Origin of the sequence: Acinetobacter sp. VT 511 (assembly GCF_001077515.1) — a bacterium.
Lineage (GTDB): Bacteria > Pseudomonadota > Gammaproteobacteria > Pseudomonadales > Moraxellaceae > Acinetobacter > Acinetobacter schindleri.
On record NZ_LFRE01000068.1, the window covers coordinates 24,269 to 41,990 of the forward strand.

Here is a 17,722-nt window from a genome sequence, read left to right on the forward strand (position 1 = left end):
AAAATGAAAAGGACGAATTGCTTCGTCCTTTTTTTATTGGCATGCTGTGCGCAATTGTTCAGGAATATGAGTAAATGCGGATTACTATCATCGGGGCAGGGCGAGTGGCTTATCATCTTGCCTGTGTATTGTCAGTACAGCATGAGATTGTGCAGATCTATAGCCGGACCTTGGAAAAGGCACAACAACTGGCAGATCAATTCCAGGCACAGGTAATTGAAAAGCCTGAGCAACTGGATAATCGTGTGGATCTGGTCATTATTGCGGTTAGTGACCAGTCAATTGCCATGGTTATTGAACAGATTCATCCATATTTACCGAATAACCTGATCGTACATACTTCCGGCAGTACTCATTTAGATGTGCTGAAACAAATCCATGTACGTGCTGGTGTATTCTATCCATTACAAACCTTTAGTCTGGAACGTGAGATTAACTGGGAAAATACACCTTTATTTATCGAAGCACATGATCGCGAAGACCAAAATATCCTTCAAAATTTAGCAAATAGCCTAAGCGGTAGAGTCTATTCGTATAGTTCAGAGCAACGCCTAAGTCTGCATTTAGCTGCAGTCTTTGCATGTAATTTTAGTAACTATTGTTATGACATGGCCAAACAGGTAGTCGATGCACAGCAAGTGGATTTTAGTCTGCTTTATCCATTAATTCTGGAAACAGCAAATAAAGCGACACAGAATGATCCACGCCAGATGCAGACAGGTCCCGCCATGCGAGGAGATGAGAATATTCTGAATATGCATCAATCCATGCTGGAACAGTCACAACGTAGTGATCTGGCAGAAGTATATGCCTTGATGAGTCAGCAGATCCTGCAACGCCATCAAGCTTCCTGAACCTAAAAAATATATAGGTAACTGAATTGCATGCAGATTTCTCGATCAAGCATCGAGTTTAATTCTGAATATCAATTGTTCTATTTTCAGAAAATATCTTAAGTTGAGAAGATAATAATGAAAATGGAACAATAACAATGCAACAGGAATTTAACTACATCATTATTGGTGGAGGGAGCGCAGGATACGTACTGGCCAGCCGTCTCAGTGAAGATCCCAATATTTCTGTCTGTCTTTTGGAAGCAGGTGGGCAGGGCAATGCCTGGACAGTAAATATTCCCGCAGCCTGTGTCATGAGTTTGCCGACCAAAATTAACAACTGGGCTTTTGAAACCGTTCCACAAAAAGGATTGAATGGACGTAAAGGTTATCAGCCACGTGGTAAATGTCTGGGGGGTTCCTCAGCAATTAATGCCATGATTTATATCCGTGGCAATCGTGCCGATTATGATGATTGGGCAGCACAAGGCTGTACCGGCTGGTCTTATGATGAAGTACTGCCATATTTCATCCGATCTGAGAATAACCATCGCATTCAGAATGAATATCATGGTAATGCAGGCCCTTTACATGTATCCGATGTGCAAACAGACAGTATTTTCCATGAGCGATATTTACAGGCAGCACGTGAGCAAGGCTATCCAGTGCTGGATGATTTTAATGGTGCAGAGCAGGAAGGCTTAGGGGTTTACCAGGTAACTCATGATAATGGTGAGCGCTGTAGCGCAGCTCGAGCTTATCTGTTTCCACATTTGAGTCGTCCGAATTTGACCATATGGACTAAAGCCACCACGCATAAAATTATAATCGAACAAAAAGCGGCAGTTGGGGTGCAGGTGCAACATGCGGGTCAATTAAAAACGTTACGAGCGCGACAGGAAGTCTTGCTCTCGGCAGGTGCCATGCAATCTCCACACCTATTGATGCTATCCGGAATTGGTGATGCTGAAGAACTGAAACAACACGGTATCGAGCTCAAGCACCACTTGCCAGGGGTTGGAAAGAATTTTCATGATCACCCCGATTTTATTTTCGGCTATAACGTCAAAGAATTTGCCGGAACTTTCGGGATATCCATGTCAGGTTCACTGGATATGTTTAAGCAGATTAGGCGATATCGCAGTGAACGCCGTGGCATGATTGCGTCTAATTTTGCTGAATGTGGAGGATTCATTAAAAGCTCGCCAGCACTGAAAATTCCCAATCTGCAACTGCATTTCGTGGTGGCATTAGTGGATGATCATGCACGTAAATTCCGTAGAAGCCACGGCATTTCCTGTCATGTCTGTTTATTAAATCCACGCAGCCGTGGTTCAATTAAACTGAGCGGGCCAAACATTCATGATCCGCTATTGATTGATCCAAATTTCTTGAACGATGAACGCGATTTGGATGATCTGGTGCAAGGTTTTAAACTGACGCAAAAATTGATGCAGTCACCATCGCTTTCCAGTCTGTATAAGCAGGATTTATTTACTGCGCATGTAAAAAATGATGAGGATATTCGGGAAATCCTGCGCAATTGGGTAGATACGGTGTATCACCCAGTTGGTAGTTGCAAGATGGGCGTTGATGATATGTCTGTAGTCGATCCTGAATTATGTGTCTATGGCATTCAAAATCTGCGGGTGATTGATGCTTCAGTCATGCCATCGGTCGTGAATGGCAATACCAATGCACCAACAATTATGATTGCAGAAAAAGCTGTGGATCTGATCCGGGCAAGACAACAAACATCGAAAGTTGCTTAAAAATATGAGAATTTCTTTTTACAGAATAAATAGGGACCGTATATGACGTCATGGGAACAAGGTGCAAACCTAGATATTACCAAATACATGCAGGATATTTTCCAGCAGCAGCGCCAGACATGTTTGCAAGCAGCATATCCAGACTATGAGCAGCGTCAACAGCAACTTAAAACACTATACCAAATGGTGGTGGAGCATCAGCATGAGATGGCTGCCGCTATTAGTCGGGATTTCTCGAACCGGAGTCTTGACGAAACCAAGCTGTTTGAAGTGCTGACCAGTTTGAATGGACTGAAACACAGCTTGAAACATCTGAAAAAATGGATGAAGCCGAGTAAACGTCAGGTTGGTATTCTGTTTCAGCCAGCCACGGGTTATGTGATGTATCAGCCGGTAGGCGTGGTCGGTATCGTGGTGCCGTGGAATTATCCGCTTTTCCTCGCCATAGGTCCTTTGGGCCAGGCCTTGGCTGCGGGTAACCGGGTCATGCTGAAAATGAGTGAATATACCCCGGAATTTTCCAGTCTGTTTCAACAGCTGATTGCCCGTTATTTCACAGCTGACCAGATTGCTGTAGTTACGGGGGATGCACAAGTCGCACAGCAATTTACTACTTTGCCATTTGATCATTTGCTCTTTACTGGCGCGACTTCAATTGCACGTCATGTGATGTATGCGGCGGCGGAGAATCTGACCCCAGTCACACTGGAGCTTGGTGGTAAGTCACCTGTTATCGTTGCGAAGGATGCAGATTTACAGGAAAGCGCACGCCGTCTAGCTTTTGGCAAAACCATGAATGCCGGGCAGACCTGTGTAGCACCAGATTATGCATTTGTGCATCAGTCACAAATCCAAGCTTTTATTGAAGCTTACTTCGATGCTATTCGACAATTTTATCCAAATAGTATTTTAAGCAATCCGGATTATACAACCATCATCAATGACCGGCAGCTTGCTCGATTACAGCAATATATTGAGGATGCTCAGGCCAAAGGTGCACAGTTGCATCAGATCGAACAGGGGGTAGATGGGCGCCGTTTGCCGCACCTGGTCCTGACCAATGTTCATGACGATATGCTGATCATGCAGAATGAAATCTTTGGTCCACTTCTGCCCGTCATTGGCTATGAGCAGATGGATGAAGTAATTAACTACATCAACCAGCATGACCGGCCATTGGCACTGTATTACTTTGGTTATAACAAAGCTGAGCAACAAAAAGTCCTGCATACGACACACAGTGGCGGGGTCTGTCTTAATGAAACTTTAATGACGGCTGGTATGGAGGATATGCCCTTTGGCGGGATTGGCCCATCTGGAATGGGGCATTATCACGGACATGAAGGCTTTAAGACCTTTAGTCATGCCAAGTCGGTATTTAGCCGTCCAAAATTCAGTTTGATGAAGCTGATTTATCCACCGTATAGCAGTTCGATTCTGAAACTGATTTATCGTATCTTCTTGCGTTAAAGTGAGTGATACCTAGGAAAATTGCCAGGTATAAAGATGAACATCTATTTTTCTTTCTAAAATTGATTTCAGGTATTCTGATCGCCATCATTCATTAATTCAAAGATAAATTCTTTTTATAAAAAAAGCGCTGAATCATCAGCGCTTTTTGGGGATTCATCTTGGATTAAGAGATTTTCTTAAAGATAAAGTCATTAATCTTGTGACCGGCTTCAATACCACGACGCTCGAATTTGGTTTGAGGACGCCAGTCAGGACGAGGATAACTGTTGCCTTTACCTGCCAGATTTTCCAAACGTGGACGCTCTTCAAGCACTTCCAGCATCCATTCAGCATACGGTTCCCAGTCAGTCGCAGCGTGGAATGTACCGCCGAGCTCTAACTTTTGTTCAACCAATGGCATGCGGTCGTGTGATACGAAACGGCGTTTGAAGTGACGTTTTTTCTGCCATGGATCAGGGAAGTACAATTGCACCGTGTTGATACTGTTATCCGGCATTTCATGCAGGACTTGAATTGCATCGGCATCCAGGACACGCAAGTTGGTTAAGCCTTCCATACCTGCTTCATATACACATTGTGCGATGCCGGGTACGTGCACTTCAATACCGACAAAATTACGTTCAGGATTGGCTTTGGCCATCAATACCAGTGAACGACCCATACCGAAACCGATTTCTACAGTCAATGGACGTTCAGGGTGCTCAAAATGCTGGCGCAAATCACCCGCTGGATATTCCAAAATTAAGTGACCATATTGTTCAAGCGCAGTACGTTGAGAGGTATTTAATGGCGCTGAGCGGCGCATAAACGTCACAATTTCACGGTGCTCGCTTAAATTGTCCAGCTCCACGACTTGCTGGTCTAATTGATCGTTCGACATAACTTTGGCAAATCTAAAAATTCAGAATGCGGTATTTTAAGTCCTGAGCGGAGCAAGTCAAACTTTTCTCAGGAATTCACTACTAAAAACTGGCATTGAGCTTATTCCTCAGAAAAATAAAAGGACCAATTGGCCCTTTTAAATCATATGAATGGTGATCAGGTTTGATAACGGTCGACCAAAGTACTGCTGGCTTCATTCAGTCCAGTCACCTGAACATCAATTCCTTGGGCTTTAAATTTCTGTACGACGTTATTGAACATATTCACAGAAGTGACATCCCAAATATGGGCATGGGTCAGATCCAGTTCAACAACTGCCAGGTTTTCCTTAAAGTCAAAGAACTGATAGAAGCGGTCTGAACTGCTAAAAAAGATCTGCCCGGAAATCACATAACGACGAGAACGTTCATCTAGCAAATGAGTATATACGTGAACCGTATTTTCCAGTTTGTTGATAAAGAACAGGGCAGACAATACCACGCCGATTAACACGCCTAATGCCAGGTTATGGGTCACCAAAACTACCAGCACAACAGTAATCATCACCACATTAAAAGCAAGCGGATGCTTATTAAACTGCTGGATAGCACCCCACTGGAAGGTGGTAAATGATACCATGATCATAATGGCTACCAGTGCTGCCATCGGAATATAAGCCAACCAATCTTTCAGAAATACCACCAGGCAAAGTAAGAAGATGCCTGCCACAAGCGTAGACAGACGGGTACGTGCACCAGAAGAGACATTGATAATCGACTGTCCAATCATGGCACAACCGGCCATTCCACCCATAAAACCGCTGACGATATTGGCCATACCCTGACCACGGCATTCCTGATGGCGGTCACTTTCAGAATCGGTGACTTCATCGACTACAGTGGTGGTCATCATGGTCTCAAGTAAACCGACAGTGGCCAAAGTCGCTGAATAAGGAAAAATAATCTGCAATGTTTCAAAATTCAGCGGAATTTCTGGAATCAAGAAAACTGGTAAGGTATCTGGAAAATGCCCTAAGTCACTCACGGTACGCATATCTGATCCGAGGAAAAGAGCCAGTCCGCTGAGGACGATAATACAGATCAGTGGAGAAGGGATGGCTTTACCAATTTTCGGAAGATAAGGAAATAAATAGATAATTGCCAAACCGATCGCAACAAACAGATAACCGGTCACATCCATTTTTTGCATTTCCGGGATTTGCGCAACAAAAATCAGAATCGCCAAGGCATTTAAGAAGCCATAGACCACTGATTGCGAAACAAAGCGCATCAATTTGGCAACTTTAAATGAACCGGCAATTACCTGAATAATCCCGGTTAATACAGTGGCAGCCAGTAAGTATTGCAGACCATGCTCCTTGACCAAAGTAATCATAAGGAGCGCCATCGCACCAGTTGCTGCCGAGATCATTGCTGGGCGACCACCGAAGAAGGCAATAGATACCGCGATACAGAAAGATGCGTACAGACCGACTTGGGGGTCGACGCCAGCAATGGCAGAAAACGCAATCGATTCTGGAATGAGAGCTAATCCGACCACCAGGCCAGCCAGAACATCAGTGCGGATATTGGAAAACCATTCTTCTTTTTTCAGACTTATCACAGAATTTCATCATTTTACTTTTCACCCAGCGTATCTTAATCGTCCTGGTATAAAAATCCACACAAGAATGACTTGAAAATGTCTGGAATATACTCAATATTGAAGAAGTAAATGTCTTTTGGCGGCAGTTACGCTTTTTTGCAATTTACAGGTTTGATCACTTGAAAGTTTGTTAGAAGCGATTTAAAACATTGAGAAGTAGATAACAAGGATCAGAAATGAAGCTTTACTATGCACCTGGTGCATGCTCGTTGGCAGCACATATTATTTTAAATGAAATTAATGTTGATTTTGATTTGGAACGTGTTGATTTAAAAACACATAAAACTGAGAAAGGCACAGATTATTACGAGATCAATCCAAAAGGCTATGTTCCAGCACTGGAAATTAACCCGGGCCTGATTCTGACTGAGAACGTTGCGATTCTTCCATTTCTGGCACAACACGATCCAAAACAAGATTTAATTCCTCCATCAGGTATGGGACGTGCCAAAGTCCTAGAATGGTTAGGTTACCTAAACTCAGAATTACATGATGCTTATGCAGTGTTCTTTGGTGCGCCAATGGATGAGGAAGCCAAGAAAAAGGCGTATGCAGAAATTGACCGCTTATTAAGTTACATTGATAAAGCCATTGGTGAATCAGACAATGATTACCTGGTGGATGATAACTTTGGACCAGCAGATGCTTATCTGTTTGTACTTACTAACTGGTCAAATCATATCGAACACGATTTGACACCTTATAAAAATATCATTCACATTCGTAATAAGGTCGCAGAGCGTCAGTCAGTACAGATTGCTATGCGTGATGAAGGATTGATTCCTTAATACACCGCAGCAAATCAATAAAGGACTCGATTGAGTCCTTTATTTTTGCACTTAATTTTCTTATCAACGAATTTATTTAAAGAAATAACCTGTCTCAGGCGAGCTGGCATTGGCCATACGCTTACGTGGCATGCGACCCGCTAAGAATGCTTCACGACCAGCTTCTACTGCTTTACGCATGGCAGATGCCATTAAGACTGGATTCTGTGCTGCTGCAATGGCTGTATTCATCAACACGCCATCACAACCGAGTTCCATCGCAATTGCTGCATCACTGGCTATGCCGACACCAGCATCGACCAGTACAGGCACTTTGGCATTTTCCTTAATGATAGAAATGGTATGAGGATTCAGAACTCCCAGACCTGAGCCGATCAAACTTCCCAAAGGCATGATCGCAACACAACCCATGCTTTCCAGTTCCTGCGCCACGATTGGATCATCTGACGTATACACCATAATTTCAAAACCATCATCAATCAGGGTGCGTGCTGCTTTTAAAGTTTCAGTGATATTTGGATATAAGGTTTTTTCATCACCCAGAACTTCCAGTTTTACCAGGTTATGACCATCCAGCAGTTCACGTGCCAGCATACAGGTACGTATAGCACTGTTAGCATCAAAACAGCCAGCGGTGTTGGGCAGAATGGTATATTTTTCGGGTGGAACTACGGATAGCAGATTCGGCTGGTCTGGATGCTGGCCGATATTCACGCGACGGATTGCAACCGTAACAATTTCAGCACCACTAGCCTGAATCGCCTGATCTGTTTCCTGTAAGTCTTTATATTTTCCTGTACCAACCAACAGACGTGACTGGAACTGGCGTGAGCCAATTTGAAGTAAATCTTGCATAGTATTTCTGAACCTTAGCCGCCACCGACAGCGTGAATGATTTCGATTTTGTCTGCCTCATAGATTGGCGTTGCTGCCAGTCTACTTTTGGGAACGATCATTTCATTGACTTCAACGGCATAGCGCTTACCTTCAAGCGCAAGGTGCTGAACCAGTTCCATTAAGGTGGTGCAGTCAGTCTGTTGTTGTTCGCCATTGATATAGATGTTCATTTTGGCACCCTCTGAATGTGATCAGTTCTTACTTGATGTATTTAAAAGCATTCCAGGCCAGGATCAGCCAGCCTGCAATCATCAGTGCGCCTCCGATTGGGGTAATTGCACCTAAACCACGCGGTAAACCAAGTGCCATAATATAAAGTGAACCACTGAACAGTAAAATGCCCAATTGAATCAAAATGAAACTTGGTTTAATCGGCAACTGTGGAATCACTTTTGCCATGATGCCTAATAGCAACAAGCCCAACGCATGATAGAAAAAGTAATCGGTTGCAGTCTGCCACCAGCCAAGCTGTGCTTCAGTTGCACGTGCTTTCAAGCCATGCGCACCAAAAGCACCCAGCATTACTGCAAGGGCCAGGTTAATCGCTGAAATTGCAATCCACATCTGAACTGATCTTCCTGTAAATTTTGCGCTTAACCTTAGCATAAAAGTACGGGCTGAAACACCGTATTAAAAGACAAAAAAGCCTTCACATCTGAAGGCTTTATACAGGACATGAAATCTAGTTGGAAGACATCGCAACTTTAATTTTTTCCATGGCATTCTTTTCCAGCTGACGAATACGTTCGGCAGAAACGTTATATTCTGCGGCAAGCTCATGCAGGGTAGATTTTTCATCATCCAGCCAGCGACGCTGCAAGATGTTACGTGAACGGTCATCTAGTTGTTCCATGGCATCGTGCAGGGCGGCTGTACTTTGTTCTTCATAGTCTTCATTTTCAATCAGACGTGCCGGATCATAACGGTTATCTTCCAGATACAGCGCTGGAGCGACATGACCTGAACCTTCATCGTCATCATCACCTGAAGCTTCAAATGCTGCATCATAGGCAGTCAGTCGCCCTTCCATTTCCAGAACCTGTTCGGGGGTCACATTCAGGTCATTGGCAATTGATCGAGCCTCATCTAATGTCAACTTTTTAGATGACTTTTTCAGACTACGCAGGTTAAAGAACAGTTTGCGCTGAGCTTTAGTTGTCGCAATTTTGACAATACGCCAGTTACGGATTACATATTCGTGGATTTCAGCCTTAATCCAGTGCACGGCAAAGGAAACAAGACGAACACCCATATTCGGGTCAAAGCGTTTAACCGCTTTCATTAAGCCAAGGTTACCTTCCTGAATCAGGTCACCTTGAGGCAGGCCATAACCTGCATAACTACGTGCAATATGGACTACAAAACGCAGGTGAGACATCACCAGCATTTTTGCTGCATCCAGATCTTGGTCATAGAAATATCGGTCTGCCAACTCTTTTTCTTGTTCGGCAGTTAAAATAGGAATCTGATTGACAGTACTAATATAAGCACCGAGATTGACACCTGGCGCCGATAATGACAGGGGCATCAATTGATTGCTGCTGTCACTCATGTGTTCTCCTTGAGGAATAACGGGATCATTCCCAAATCTAAGATTTATGTTAATCCAATCTCCAGTCAAATGATGGATATTTGGGTAGAGATATGTAAACTTTTATACAAATGTGGAGATAAATAGTTTAATTGAAAATTTTTAAGATTCAATTATGTAGTGAAACTCCACGTCGGAAATTCGTTGCATATCATATTTCAGCTGATTTAACTCACAGTAACGCGAAACATCAATCTGGCTGTGTGGATCTGATGATTTCAGCAGAAAGGTTTCGCCGGGATGGCTTTTCAGGGCACGCTTTAACATCAATAACGGCATAGGGCATGGTTTACCCATGGCATCGACGGTGCGAATCTGATCTGCGTTGTCAATCATTTCCGTAATATTCATTTGACTTTAGAAGGGGTCTAAATATTAGCAAATAGGATGCCAAATCCCAACTTTTTTAAAAAAATATAAACGAAATAATAATTAAAAAAACCTTATGCAAATTTCTGAAAAAAATAGCGAAATCAATTAGAACAAACCTAAAAAAAGGCTATTAATTGTTATAAACCCATGTTAAGCTCGATCAGTTAGTGGGATTTTAGATAAACAAATTAATTGTTTTTCGTCCTGCAAATAAATGGATGTAACCGGGATTTTGTTAATAGTTTTACAGAATGATTACAAGCTTAAAAATAATATTTTCAAACTTGTTTGCTCTGCTGTTTGCAACACCGGGTGGTCCTTCTTTTCGGTACAATGAGGATTAACTTATGACAGCTGCTCGCGAACAAGGCGTAGTTAAGTGGTTTAACGATACTAAAGGCTTCGGCTTTATTCAACGTAATGGTGGTGATGACGTATTCGTTCATTTCCGTGCAATCCAAGGTGACGGTCACCGTTCACTTCGTGATGGCCAACGTGTTGAATTCAGTGTTGTAAAAGGCCAAAAAGGCTTCCAGGCTGAAGAAGTTCAACCATTAGACTAATCTTCGGATTAAGCTAATAAAACGCCCCAATATAAATTGGGGCGTTTTTTGTTTATACTGTCTATATCTTAGTGATTATCTATTTAGAGCACCGCTTTATGTCATCTGGTTTTGAAACCTTAAATTTACATCCTAATCTAAAACAAGCGATTGATGCTTTAGGCTTTTCTTCTATGACGCCTATTCAGGAGAAGGTTTTAAAATTCACATTGGCAGGTCACGATGCAATTGGTCGTGCGCAAACGGGTACAGGCAAAACAGCGGCCTTCCTGGTGAGTATCATCAATGATCTATTGAATAATCCTGTTCAGGAACAGCGTTACCGTGGTGAGCCACGTGCACTGATTCTGGCACCGACTCGTGAACTTGCACTACAAATCGAAAGTGACGCGCATGAGCTGACCAAGTTTAGTGACCTGAGTGTCGTGACGCTGCTTGGTGGTGTGGATTTTGACAAGCAAAAAGCACAGCTCGATAAGGCACCTGTGGACATCATGGTTGCTACTCCAGGTCGCTTGATTGACTTTGTTGAACAAAAAGAAGTCTGGTTAGACCAGATTGAATTCCTGGTGATTGATGAAGCAGACCGTCTGCTGGATATGGGCTTTATCCCTTCAGTGAAACGTATCGTACGTTTCTCGCCACGCAAGGAACAACGCCAAACTTTGATGTTCTCGGCAACTTTTAGCTATGACGTTTTGAATCTGGCACAACAGTGGTTATTTGAACCCGTAACGGTTGAAATTGAGCCAGAAAAGAAAACCAATGCGGACGTTGAACAACGTGTATATATGGTTGCCAAGGCAGATAAATATAAACTGCTACAAGACATTTTACGTGATGAACCGATTGAGAAGGTCATGATTTTTGCCAACCGTCGTGATCAGGTGCGTAAACTCTATGATCATCTGAAACGTGACAACTATAAAGTGGTGATGCTGTCTGGTGAAATTGCCCAAGACAAGCGCTTAAAAATGCTGGACCAGTTTAAAAATGGAAAACACAATATCATGATCGCAACTGATGTAGCAGGTCGTGGTATTCATGTGGATGGTGTATCGCATGTAGTGAACTTTACCCTGCCAGAACAATCTGATGACTATGTACACCGTATTGGTCGCACTGGACGGGCCGGGACTCGTGGTGTCAGTATCAGTTTCCTGTCGGAAGACGATGCGTTCTATCTTCCAGAAATTGAAAAAGCGATTGGTCAAAAATTACCATTGACCCGCCTGGAAGGCTATTGCTAATTTCCAGTTCGTAAAAAAACCGCTCATTGAGCGGTTTTTTATCTAGCTAAAAATGCTTTAGTTAGACTGGCAACGGAAAGTCAGGGTAGTTTGGTAATCATCATCTGAATTAATGCTATTGCCTGTACCTGCAATATTACCAAGTACTGTGGCAGCAGCCTGAATAATCTGCCCAGTCTGCTCATCTACCACGCCTTTTAGTGCGCCATCATAGGTGGACTGTTCATCTACAATAATAGCTGTTGATCGTGAACCACAAGTTTTAGAGGCGGCGTTCACGGCATTATTTTTGGCAATGACTTGGGTCTTACCTAATCCGGTGACTTCAAATTGATTATTTTCTTTGCGGATTGCAGTTGTGTTGGTTGGATTAGTACTACACGCAGTCAGAGCGAGTGCAGTGGCAATAGCTGCACCCATTGTTAATATTTTTGTCATGTCTAAAAACCCGTCAAGATCAGATAATCGTATAATTAATCACATAATAATCTTTAGAATTTGTACAGCATGTATAAGTTTGGAAATTTTCAGTATTAGCCATGTCATTATCATAAATGCTGTTTAATGATTTTTGTCAGAAACGAAAACAGTGAGCTAAATATATTTGAGCACGAAGAATAAAAATGAAGGATATAGAGAATCCCAAGATGAATATGCTAATCTTGAATACAGTTTTTAAGTATAGAAATACAAGGCAATGACCGAATCAACGATCGAAATCGTTCATCAGAATATTCATCAACGTCAATCTATTGGTCAGCTGATTGCCCCGGCACCCAATGCTGAACAGCTGGAAATGGCCTTTCAGGCTGCGCTGACTGCGCCAGATCACCACCGTTTAAAACCTACTGAATTTGTAGTTATTCCAGATGATAAGCGTGAAGCTTTTGGTGAGTTATTGTCTCAGGCATTAATCGATCTGGGTCAAACTGAAGCTGCTCAGATTGAGCGGGTAAAACATCATCCTTTCCGTGCACCTTTACTGGTTCTGGCTTTGACCCGTTTAAAAGATCATCCCAAGGTGCCGCATTTTGAGCAGATTTTGAGCTCTGGTGCCGCAATTCAGAATTTCTTATTGTCCCTGCAAGCTCAAGGTTTTTCGACCATGTGGCGTAGTGGTGCTGTAGTAGAATCGTTATACTTTAAACAGGCTTTAGGAATTTCAGGTGATGATCTGGTTTCAGGCATCATTTATATTGGAACGGCGGCAAAAACTATTGCGCCACGTGCAGAAATCCATACAGAAGCATTTGTCAGCCAGTGGAATCCATCACATTAATTTGGCTAGATAAGGATATTACAAACACATGTCAGAATTAAAATTTTCAGATCTGGTTGAACCTGTAGAAATTGATCGTAAGACTGCGTTGCGAATTACAGTGTTGGGTGGTGGCAGTTTTGGTACAGCAATGGCAAATACTGCAGTACGCAATGGCTGTGACACCATGATCTGGATTCGTGATGAAACCACGGCTGCGGATATTAATGCCACGCATATGAACAAGCGTTATCTGCCAGATTTTCAGCTTGAGCCTGCATTATTGGCAGTTTCAGACTTAGAAAAAGCAGTACGTGATCGTGACATTATTCTGGTGGCAATTCCAAGCCATTCTTTCCGTGATGTGCTGAAGCAGATTAGGCCTTTTATTAGCTCTCAGGCCGTGATTTCACTGACCAAAGGTATTGAAGCGAAAACCTTTAGTTTTATGAGTGATATCATCAGGGAAGAATTACCTGAAGTGCCTTATGGGGTCCTTTCAGGCCCGAACCTGGCGAAGGAAATTGTGGCGGGCCAGCCAGCAGGGACTGTGATTGCAAGTGATTCTGAACTGGTGCGTTATGCAGTACAGCAAGCTTTGCACAGTGCTTTATTCCGTGTCTTTGCCAGCGATGATGTACATGGTGTAGAGCTTGGTGGTGCGCTGAAAAATATCTATGCAGTCGCAATGGGTATGGCAGCCGCCTATAACGTCGGTGAAAATACCAAGAGTATGATTCTGACCCGTGCCTTGGCAGAAATGAGCCGTTTTGCGGTGAAGCTTGGTGCGAATCCATTAACCTTCCTGGGGCTGTCGGGTGTAGGTGATTTATTCGCTACCTGTAATAGTCCGTTAAGCCGAAACTATCAGGTTGGTTATGCGCTGGGTAAAGGTAAAACTCTGGAACAGGCAACTACTGAACTGGGTCAGACGGCGGAAGGGATTAATACTATTGTACAGGTAAAAGCACGTTCAGAAGAACTGGATGTATACATGCCAATTACCTGTGCCTTGTATGCTGTGATCTTTGAAGGTGCACCGCCGATGAGTATTGCAGTGTCTTTAATGAAAAATGGTCATCGCAGTGATGTGGAATTTGTCTTGCCACATCATCAAGTCTGATTTATAAGTGATGGAACTGTATGATCAGTCTCATATTATGACTTGATCAGCAGCTTGAATGAACGAATAGGGAAATGTATGCAACTGACACTCGTACGTCATGGCGAAGCAGCTCCACCGGTAAATGGTAACGACACCAAGCGCCCTTTGACCGAACGTGGACATCTACAGGCAGAACAGACTGCTCAATACCTGAAAGACATAGTTAAACCTGAAGTCTTTGTAGTGAGTCCGTTGCTTCGTGCTCAGGAAACTCTGGCACATTTGCAGGCTTTCTATAAAGATGTACCGGTGGTGATCTGTAATGCCATTAAGCCGGATGATGATGCCAAAGTGGCTGTGGAGTGGTTGTCTCAGTTACCGTATGAATCAATTGTCGTGGTTTGCCATATGAATGTGGTGGCACATATTGCTTCCATTCTGACAGCGGAGTCTTTCCATCCTTTTCATTTGTCAGAAGCTCGCATTTATGATCAGGCAGTAATTGCAGCAGGTTTATCGACACAGTTAAAAAGCTTTATTCCAACAGTATAAAAAACTATTAAAACGGCAGAACACAATCGATGTTGTATTTATGGATGCCAGAAGCCAATGGGGTTTGGCAATGGTCAGATGGGGAATTCTGGAAAAGTGCAGATACACTTGAGCAACTGATTCAGGAAATCCAGGGGCAACATGGGGTAGAGGCAACGGTCTTTTTCCCGAGTCGTCATGTGCAGATTTTGCAGCAGAGCATGTCCAAAGTCCAATATAAGAAAATGGGGCAGGAGGCAATCAAGTATCTGCTGGAGGAATATGTCATTCTACCAGTTGATGCGATGAAGGTGCTTCATCATTTTCAGCCGCCCGATCAGCTCAGTGTATTGGGAATTTCCAATTCAACTGTAGAAACCATGCAGCATGTATTGAACCTTCTTCCGGTCAAGGTCACGGCATTATTGCCAGATTTTCTGGTCCTGCCTGTTCCAGAAGAAAATCAACGTGTATTGGCGGAACTTGCTGGGCGACTACTGGTTCGCGAATCGGAATATGTGGGTTATTCGGTGGATGACCTGAGTCTTTATCTGGATTATCAGCCTAAAGATGTAAATTACAAGGTGAGTAACCTGAATGACGCTCAGCTGCGTAGTCTGGAAGCTGTTGTTACCCATGATCAGGTTGAGTCGTTTCAGTACAGCCTTCCCCAGCTGAAAAAAGCCAAACAGCATCCTTTTAATGTCTTGCCTAAAGCCAAGGCAGATACGCCAGTTTCCGGTTACTGGAAAGCCTGTGCTGCTGTGTTTTTGGGTATTCTGGTGCTGCAGTTTAGTTATGATGCTGTGCGCTGGTATCAATATAAAAAGATTGCCAATCAGACTGCTTCTCAAGCAATTGATCAGTTCAAATACTGGTTTGGTCAGAACTATCCTGTAAACGAGCAGAATATCAAAAGCCAGTTTGAAGGGCAGATGCGTTTAAGTCAGGTGGCGAATACTCAGGCTTTTGATCTGATTAGTCGGGTGGGGCCGGTATTAATGCAAAACCAGATTATTGCGCAGCGGGTCAGTTATGATACTTCAAGTCTGAATATGGATCTGCAGGCGAACTCTTCTGATGCATTAAGCACTTTGACCCGTCAGCTGACACAGCAGGGTTTTAAAGTTGAACTGGGTAATGTACAGGCCAATGGTGCAGGTGCGATCGGATCGGTGAGAATACAATAATGAAAATGCTCGACAATATTCAAATCCGGCTGGACCGGCGCATTGAACGCATTACAGATTATCTGGATAGCCTGAGTACTCGTGAACGCTATATGGTGATCTTTACCACGATTTTTGTCATCGTGGCTGCAGTCGGTTCGGCACTATTTTATATGCACAGAGCTGCGGATACCCAGCAAAAGCGCCTGAATACCTTAAAAGATACTTTAGTATGGATGCAGAGTAATGCAGCGACCATGAAGCCAGCAGACGATCTGCAATTAGATGCCTCAGAAAAAGTGCAGCGTGCTGCCCAGCAGCAGGGGTTGTCGGTTTCATCCCAGCAGCAGGAAGGTAAAATTTTACTCAATGTCAGTCATGAAAATTATTCTGTACTGGCTAATTTTCTGACCCAGCTGGCCCAGAGTGGCTTAACTGTTGAAAAAATGGAACTTATCAGTGATGCCGGACAGATTAAATTAACAGCGACTGTCCTATAAACGGTAAAAATAAAGATTTGCAAAGCATGGTTTTTTTACCGGGCTGTGACTATAATATGCCGACTTAAAAAGCAGTAGACTTTTCTGGATATGTTGTATTCTCTAGCCCGCCCTTTGTTGTTTTCTTTAGCACCAGAGCGTGCACATGAGCTGACACTATCACTGTTGAAATCCTCCCATGCCATGGGGATGATGCGTCAAAACGTTGCTTCTAAACCAGTGACCTGTATGGGAATCGAATTTCCGAATCCGGTAGGTCTGGCGGCAGGGTTGGACAAAAATGGTGCCTATATCGATGCCCTTGCAAGTCAAGGCTTTGGTTTTATTGAAATCGGTACTATTACCCCGCGTCCTCAGCCCGGTAATCCGGAACCCCGACTGTTCCGTCTGCCAAAAGCGAAAGCCATTATTAACCGTATGGGTTTTAATAATGAAGGCGTGGACAAACTGATTGAAAATGTTAAAGCTGCAAAATTCAAAGGTGTTCTGGGGATTAATATCGGCAAGAATGCTGTAACTCCGGTTGAAAATGCAGTTGATGATTATTTAATCTGTCTGGAAAAGGTATATAATTACGCTTCCTACATTACTGTTAATATTTCCTCTCCCAACACAAAAAACCTGCGTAGCCTGCAAAGTGGTGATGCGCTCACTGAGCTGCTGGAAACGCTAAAAAACCGTCAGCTTGAGCTTGCTCAAGAAAACCAGCATTATGTACCTCTGGTCTTGAAAGTTGCACCAGACCTAGAAGCTGAAGATATTGCATTTATTGCCCAGCAATTGCTGCAATTCAAGATTGATGGTTTGATTGTGACCAATACGACCTTGTCTCGTGAAGGTGTTGAAGGTCTGGAGTATGCTGAAGAAGCAGGCGGTTTGTCGGGTGCGCCGGTCTTTGAGAAAAGTACGGCATGTTTAAAAGCCTTTGCAGATGTGTTGCAAGGACAAATTCCATTGATTGGTGTGGGTGGTATTCTTTCGGGTGCCGATGCCGCTGCCAAAAAGCAAGCTGGTGCCAGCCTTGTACAAGTTTATAGTGGCCTCATATATACAGGTCCGACACTTGTAAAAGACTGTGTTGAAGCATTCTGAAT

The 17,722-nt window shown here is 43.3% G+C and carries 20 protein-coding genes; 12 read left to right on the top strand and 8 right to left on the bottom strand.

Annotated elements, in window-relative coordinates:
* The first annotated feature begins 74 nt into the window (after window positions 1-74).
* The 3 genes from ACS72_RS10295 to ACS72_RS10305 all read left to right on the top strand — a co-directional run bounded on the left by ACS72_RS10295 (window position 75) and on the right by ACS72_RS10305 (window position 4,075).
* Window positions 75-854 (top strand): Rossmann-like and DUF2520 domain-containing protein, encoded by a 780-nt coding sequence (locus ACS72_RS10295; protein ID WP_048882053.1) that lies wholly within the window; start codon window positions 75-77, stop codon window positions 852-854.
* 137 nt (window positions 855-991) lie between these two features.
* Window positions 992-2,605, top strand: coding sequence for a GMC family oxidoreductase (locus ACS72_RS10300; protein WP_048882054.1), 1,614 nt, complete (start codon window positions 992-994; stop codon window positions 2,603-2,605).
* Between the two features lie 42 nt (window positions 2,606-2,647).
* The gene (locus ACS72_RS10305; RefSeq protein WP_048882055.1) at window positions 2,648-4,075 is read left to right on the top strand and encodes a coniferyl aldehyde dehydrogenase; all 1,428 of its coding nucleotides are present in this window, start codon (window positions 2,648-2,650) and stop codon (window positions 4,073-4,075) included.
* Between the two features lie 166 nt (window positions 4,076-4,241).
* On the opposite strand, the gene trmB is transcribed toward ACS72_RS10305, so the two are convergent.
* On the bottom strand, window positions 4,242-4,958 hold the full coding sequence (gene trmB / locus ACS72_RS10310; protein ID WP_048882056.1) for a tRNA (guanosine(46)-N7)-methyltransferase TrmB: 717 nt from the start codon (window positions 4,956-4,958) through the stop codon (window positions 4,242-4,244).
* A 158-nt stretch (window positions 4,959-5,116) separates the two neighbouring features.
* Window positions 5,117-6,562, bottom strand: a complete 1,446-nt coding sequence (locus tag ACS72_RS10315; protein WP_004812312.1) for a SulP family inorganic anion transporter — start codon at window positions 6,560-6,562, stop codon at window positions 5,117-5,119.
* Between the two features lie 218 nt (window positions 6,563-6,780).
* On the opposite strand from ACS72_RS10315, the gene ACS72_RS10320 reads away from it, so the two are divergent.
* Window positions 6,781-7,392, top strand: coding sequence for a glutathione binding-like protein (locus tag ACS72_RS10320; protein WP_004812313.1), 612 nt, complete (start codon window positions 6,781-6,783; stop codon window positions 7,390-7,392).
* A 72-nt stretch (window positions 7,393-7,464) separates the two neighbouring features.
* Here ACS72_RS10320 and ACS72_RS10325 read toward each other — a convergent pair whose 3' ends face one another.
* The 5 genes from ACS72_RS10325 to ACS72_RS10345 all read right to left on the bottom strand — a co-directional run bounded on the left by ACS72_RS10325 (window position 7,465) and on the right by ACS72_RS10345 (window position 10,216).
* Window positions 7,465-8,247, bottom strand: coding sequence for a thiazole synthase (locus tag ACS72_RS10325; RefSeq protein ID WP_048882057.1), 783 nt, complete (start codon window positions 8,245-8,247; stop codon window positions 7,465-7,467).
* Between the two features lie 14 nt (window positions 8,248-8,261).
* Window positions 8,262-8,459 (bottom strand): sulfur carrier protein ThiS, encoded by a 198-nt coding sequence (gene thiS / locus ACS72_RS10330; RefSeq protein ID WP_048882058.1) that lies wholly within the window; start codon window positions 8,457-8,459, stop codon window positions 8,262-8,264.
* A gap of 28 nt (window positions 8,460-8,487) precedes the next feature.
* On the bottom strand, window positions 8,488-8,853 hold the full coding sequence (locus ACS72_RS10335; RefSeq protein WP_048882059.1) for a DUF423 domain-containing protein: 366 nt from the start codon (window positions 8,851-8,853) through the stop codon (window positions 8,488-8,490).
* A gap of 118 nt (window positions 8,854-8,971) precedes the next feature.
* The gene (gene rpoH, locus ACS72_RS10340) at window positions 8,972-9,841 is read right to left on the bottom strand and encodes an RNA polymerase sigma factor RpoH (protein ID WP_004894167.1); all 870 of its coding nucleotides are present in this window, start codon (window positions 9,839-9,841) and stop codon (window positions 8,972-8,974) included.
* A 141-nt stretch (window positions 9,842-9,982) separates the two neighbouring features.
* Window positions 9,983-10,216: a sulfurtransferase TusA family protein gene (locus ACS72_RS10345; protein ID WP_184104865.1), complete on the bottom strand. Its 234-nt coding sequence runs from the start codon at window positions 10,214-10,216 to the stop codon at window positions 9,983-9,985.
* A gap of 383 nt (window positions 10,217-10,599) precedes the next feature.
* On the opposite strand from ACS72_RS10345, the gene ACS72_RS10350 reads away from it, so the two are divergent.
* On the top strand, window positions 10,600-10,815 hold the full coding sequence (locus ACS72_RS10350; protein ID WP_004280099.1) for a cold-shock protein: 216 nt from the start codon (window positions 10,600-10,602) through the stop codon (window positions 10,813-10,815).
* A 98-nt stretch (window positions 10,816-10,913) separates the two neighbouring features.
* Entirely contained in the window at window positions 10,914-12,065 is a 1,152-nt protein-coding gene (gene rhlB / locus ACS72_RS10355) for an ATP-dependent RNA helicase RhlB (protein ID WP_048882060.1), read from the top strand.
* 57 nt (window positions 12,066-12,122) lie between these two features.
* On the opposite strand, the gene ACS72_RS10360 is transcribed toward rhlB, so the two are convergent.
* Window positions 12,123-12,503, bottom strand: coding sequence for a hypothetical protein (locus ACS72_RS10360; RefSeq protein WP_004812322.1), 381 nt, complete (start codon window positions 12,501-12,503; stop codon window positions 12,123-12,125).
* Between the two features lie 259 nt (window positions 12,504-12,762).
* Here ACS72_RS10360 and ACS72_RS10365 point away from each other — a divergent pair, with 259 nt between their 5' ends.
* From ACS72_RS10365 to ACS72_RS10390, 6 genes are all read left to right on the top strand, one after another.
* Window positions 12,763-13,344: a nitroreductase family protein gene (locus ACS72_RS10365; protein ID WP_048882061.1), complete on the top strand. Its 582-nt coding sequence runs from the start codon at window positions 12,763-12,765 to the stop codon at window positions 13,342-13,344.
* A gap of 28 nt (window positions 13,345-13,372) precedes the next feature.
* On the top strand, window positions 13,373-14,446 hold the full coding sequence (locus tag ACS72_RS10370; RefSeq protein WP_048882062.1) for an NAD(P)H-dependent glycerol-3-phosphate dehydrogenase: 1,074 nt from the start codon (window positions 13,373-13,375) through the stop codon (window positions 14,444-14,446).
* Between the two features lie 78 nt (window positions 14,447-14,524).
* On the top strand, window positions 14,525-14,980 hold the full coding sequence (locus tag ACS72_RS10375) for a phosphoglycerate mutase family protein (protein ID WP_004894181.1): 456 nt from the start codon (window positions 14,525-14,527) through the stop codon (window positions 14,978-14,980).
* A gap of 29 nt (window positions 14,981-15,009) precedes the next feature.
* A complete protein-coding gene (gene gspL, locus ACS72_RS10380) occupies window positions 15,010-16,149 on the top strand; it encodes a type II secretion system protein GspL (protein ID WP_048882063.1) in 1,140 nt (379 codons plus the stop codon).
* Complete coding sequence (gspM, locus tag ACS72_RS10385) at window positions 16,149-16,628, top strand: type II secretion system protein GspM (protein WP_048882064.1); 480 nt, start codon at window positions 16,149-16,151, stop codon at window positions 16,626-16,628. Before gspL ends, gspM begins: the two co-directional genes overlap by 1 nt.
* 90 nt (window positions 16,629-16,718) lie before the next feature.
* Window positions 16,719-17,720, top strand: coding sequence for a quinone-dependent dihydroorotate dehydrogenase (locus tag ACS72_RS10390; RefSeq protein WP_048882065.1), 1,002 nt, complete (start codon window positions 16,719-16,721; stop codon window positions 17,718-17,720).
* Window positions 17,721-17,722: the final 2 nt, after the last annotated feature.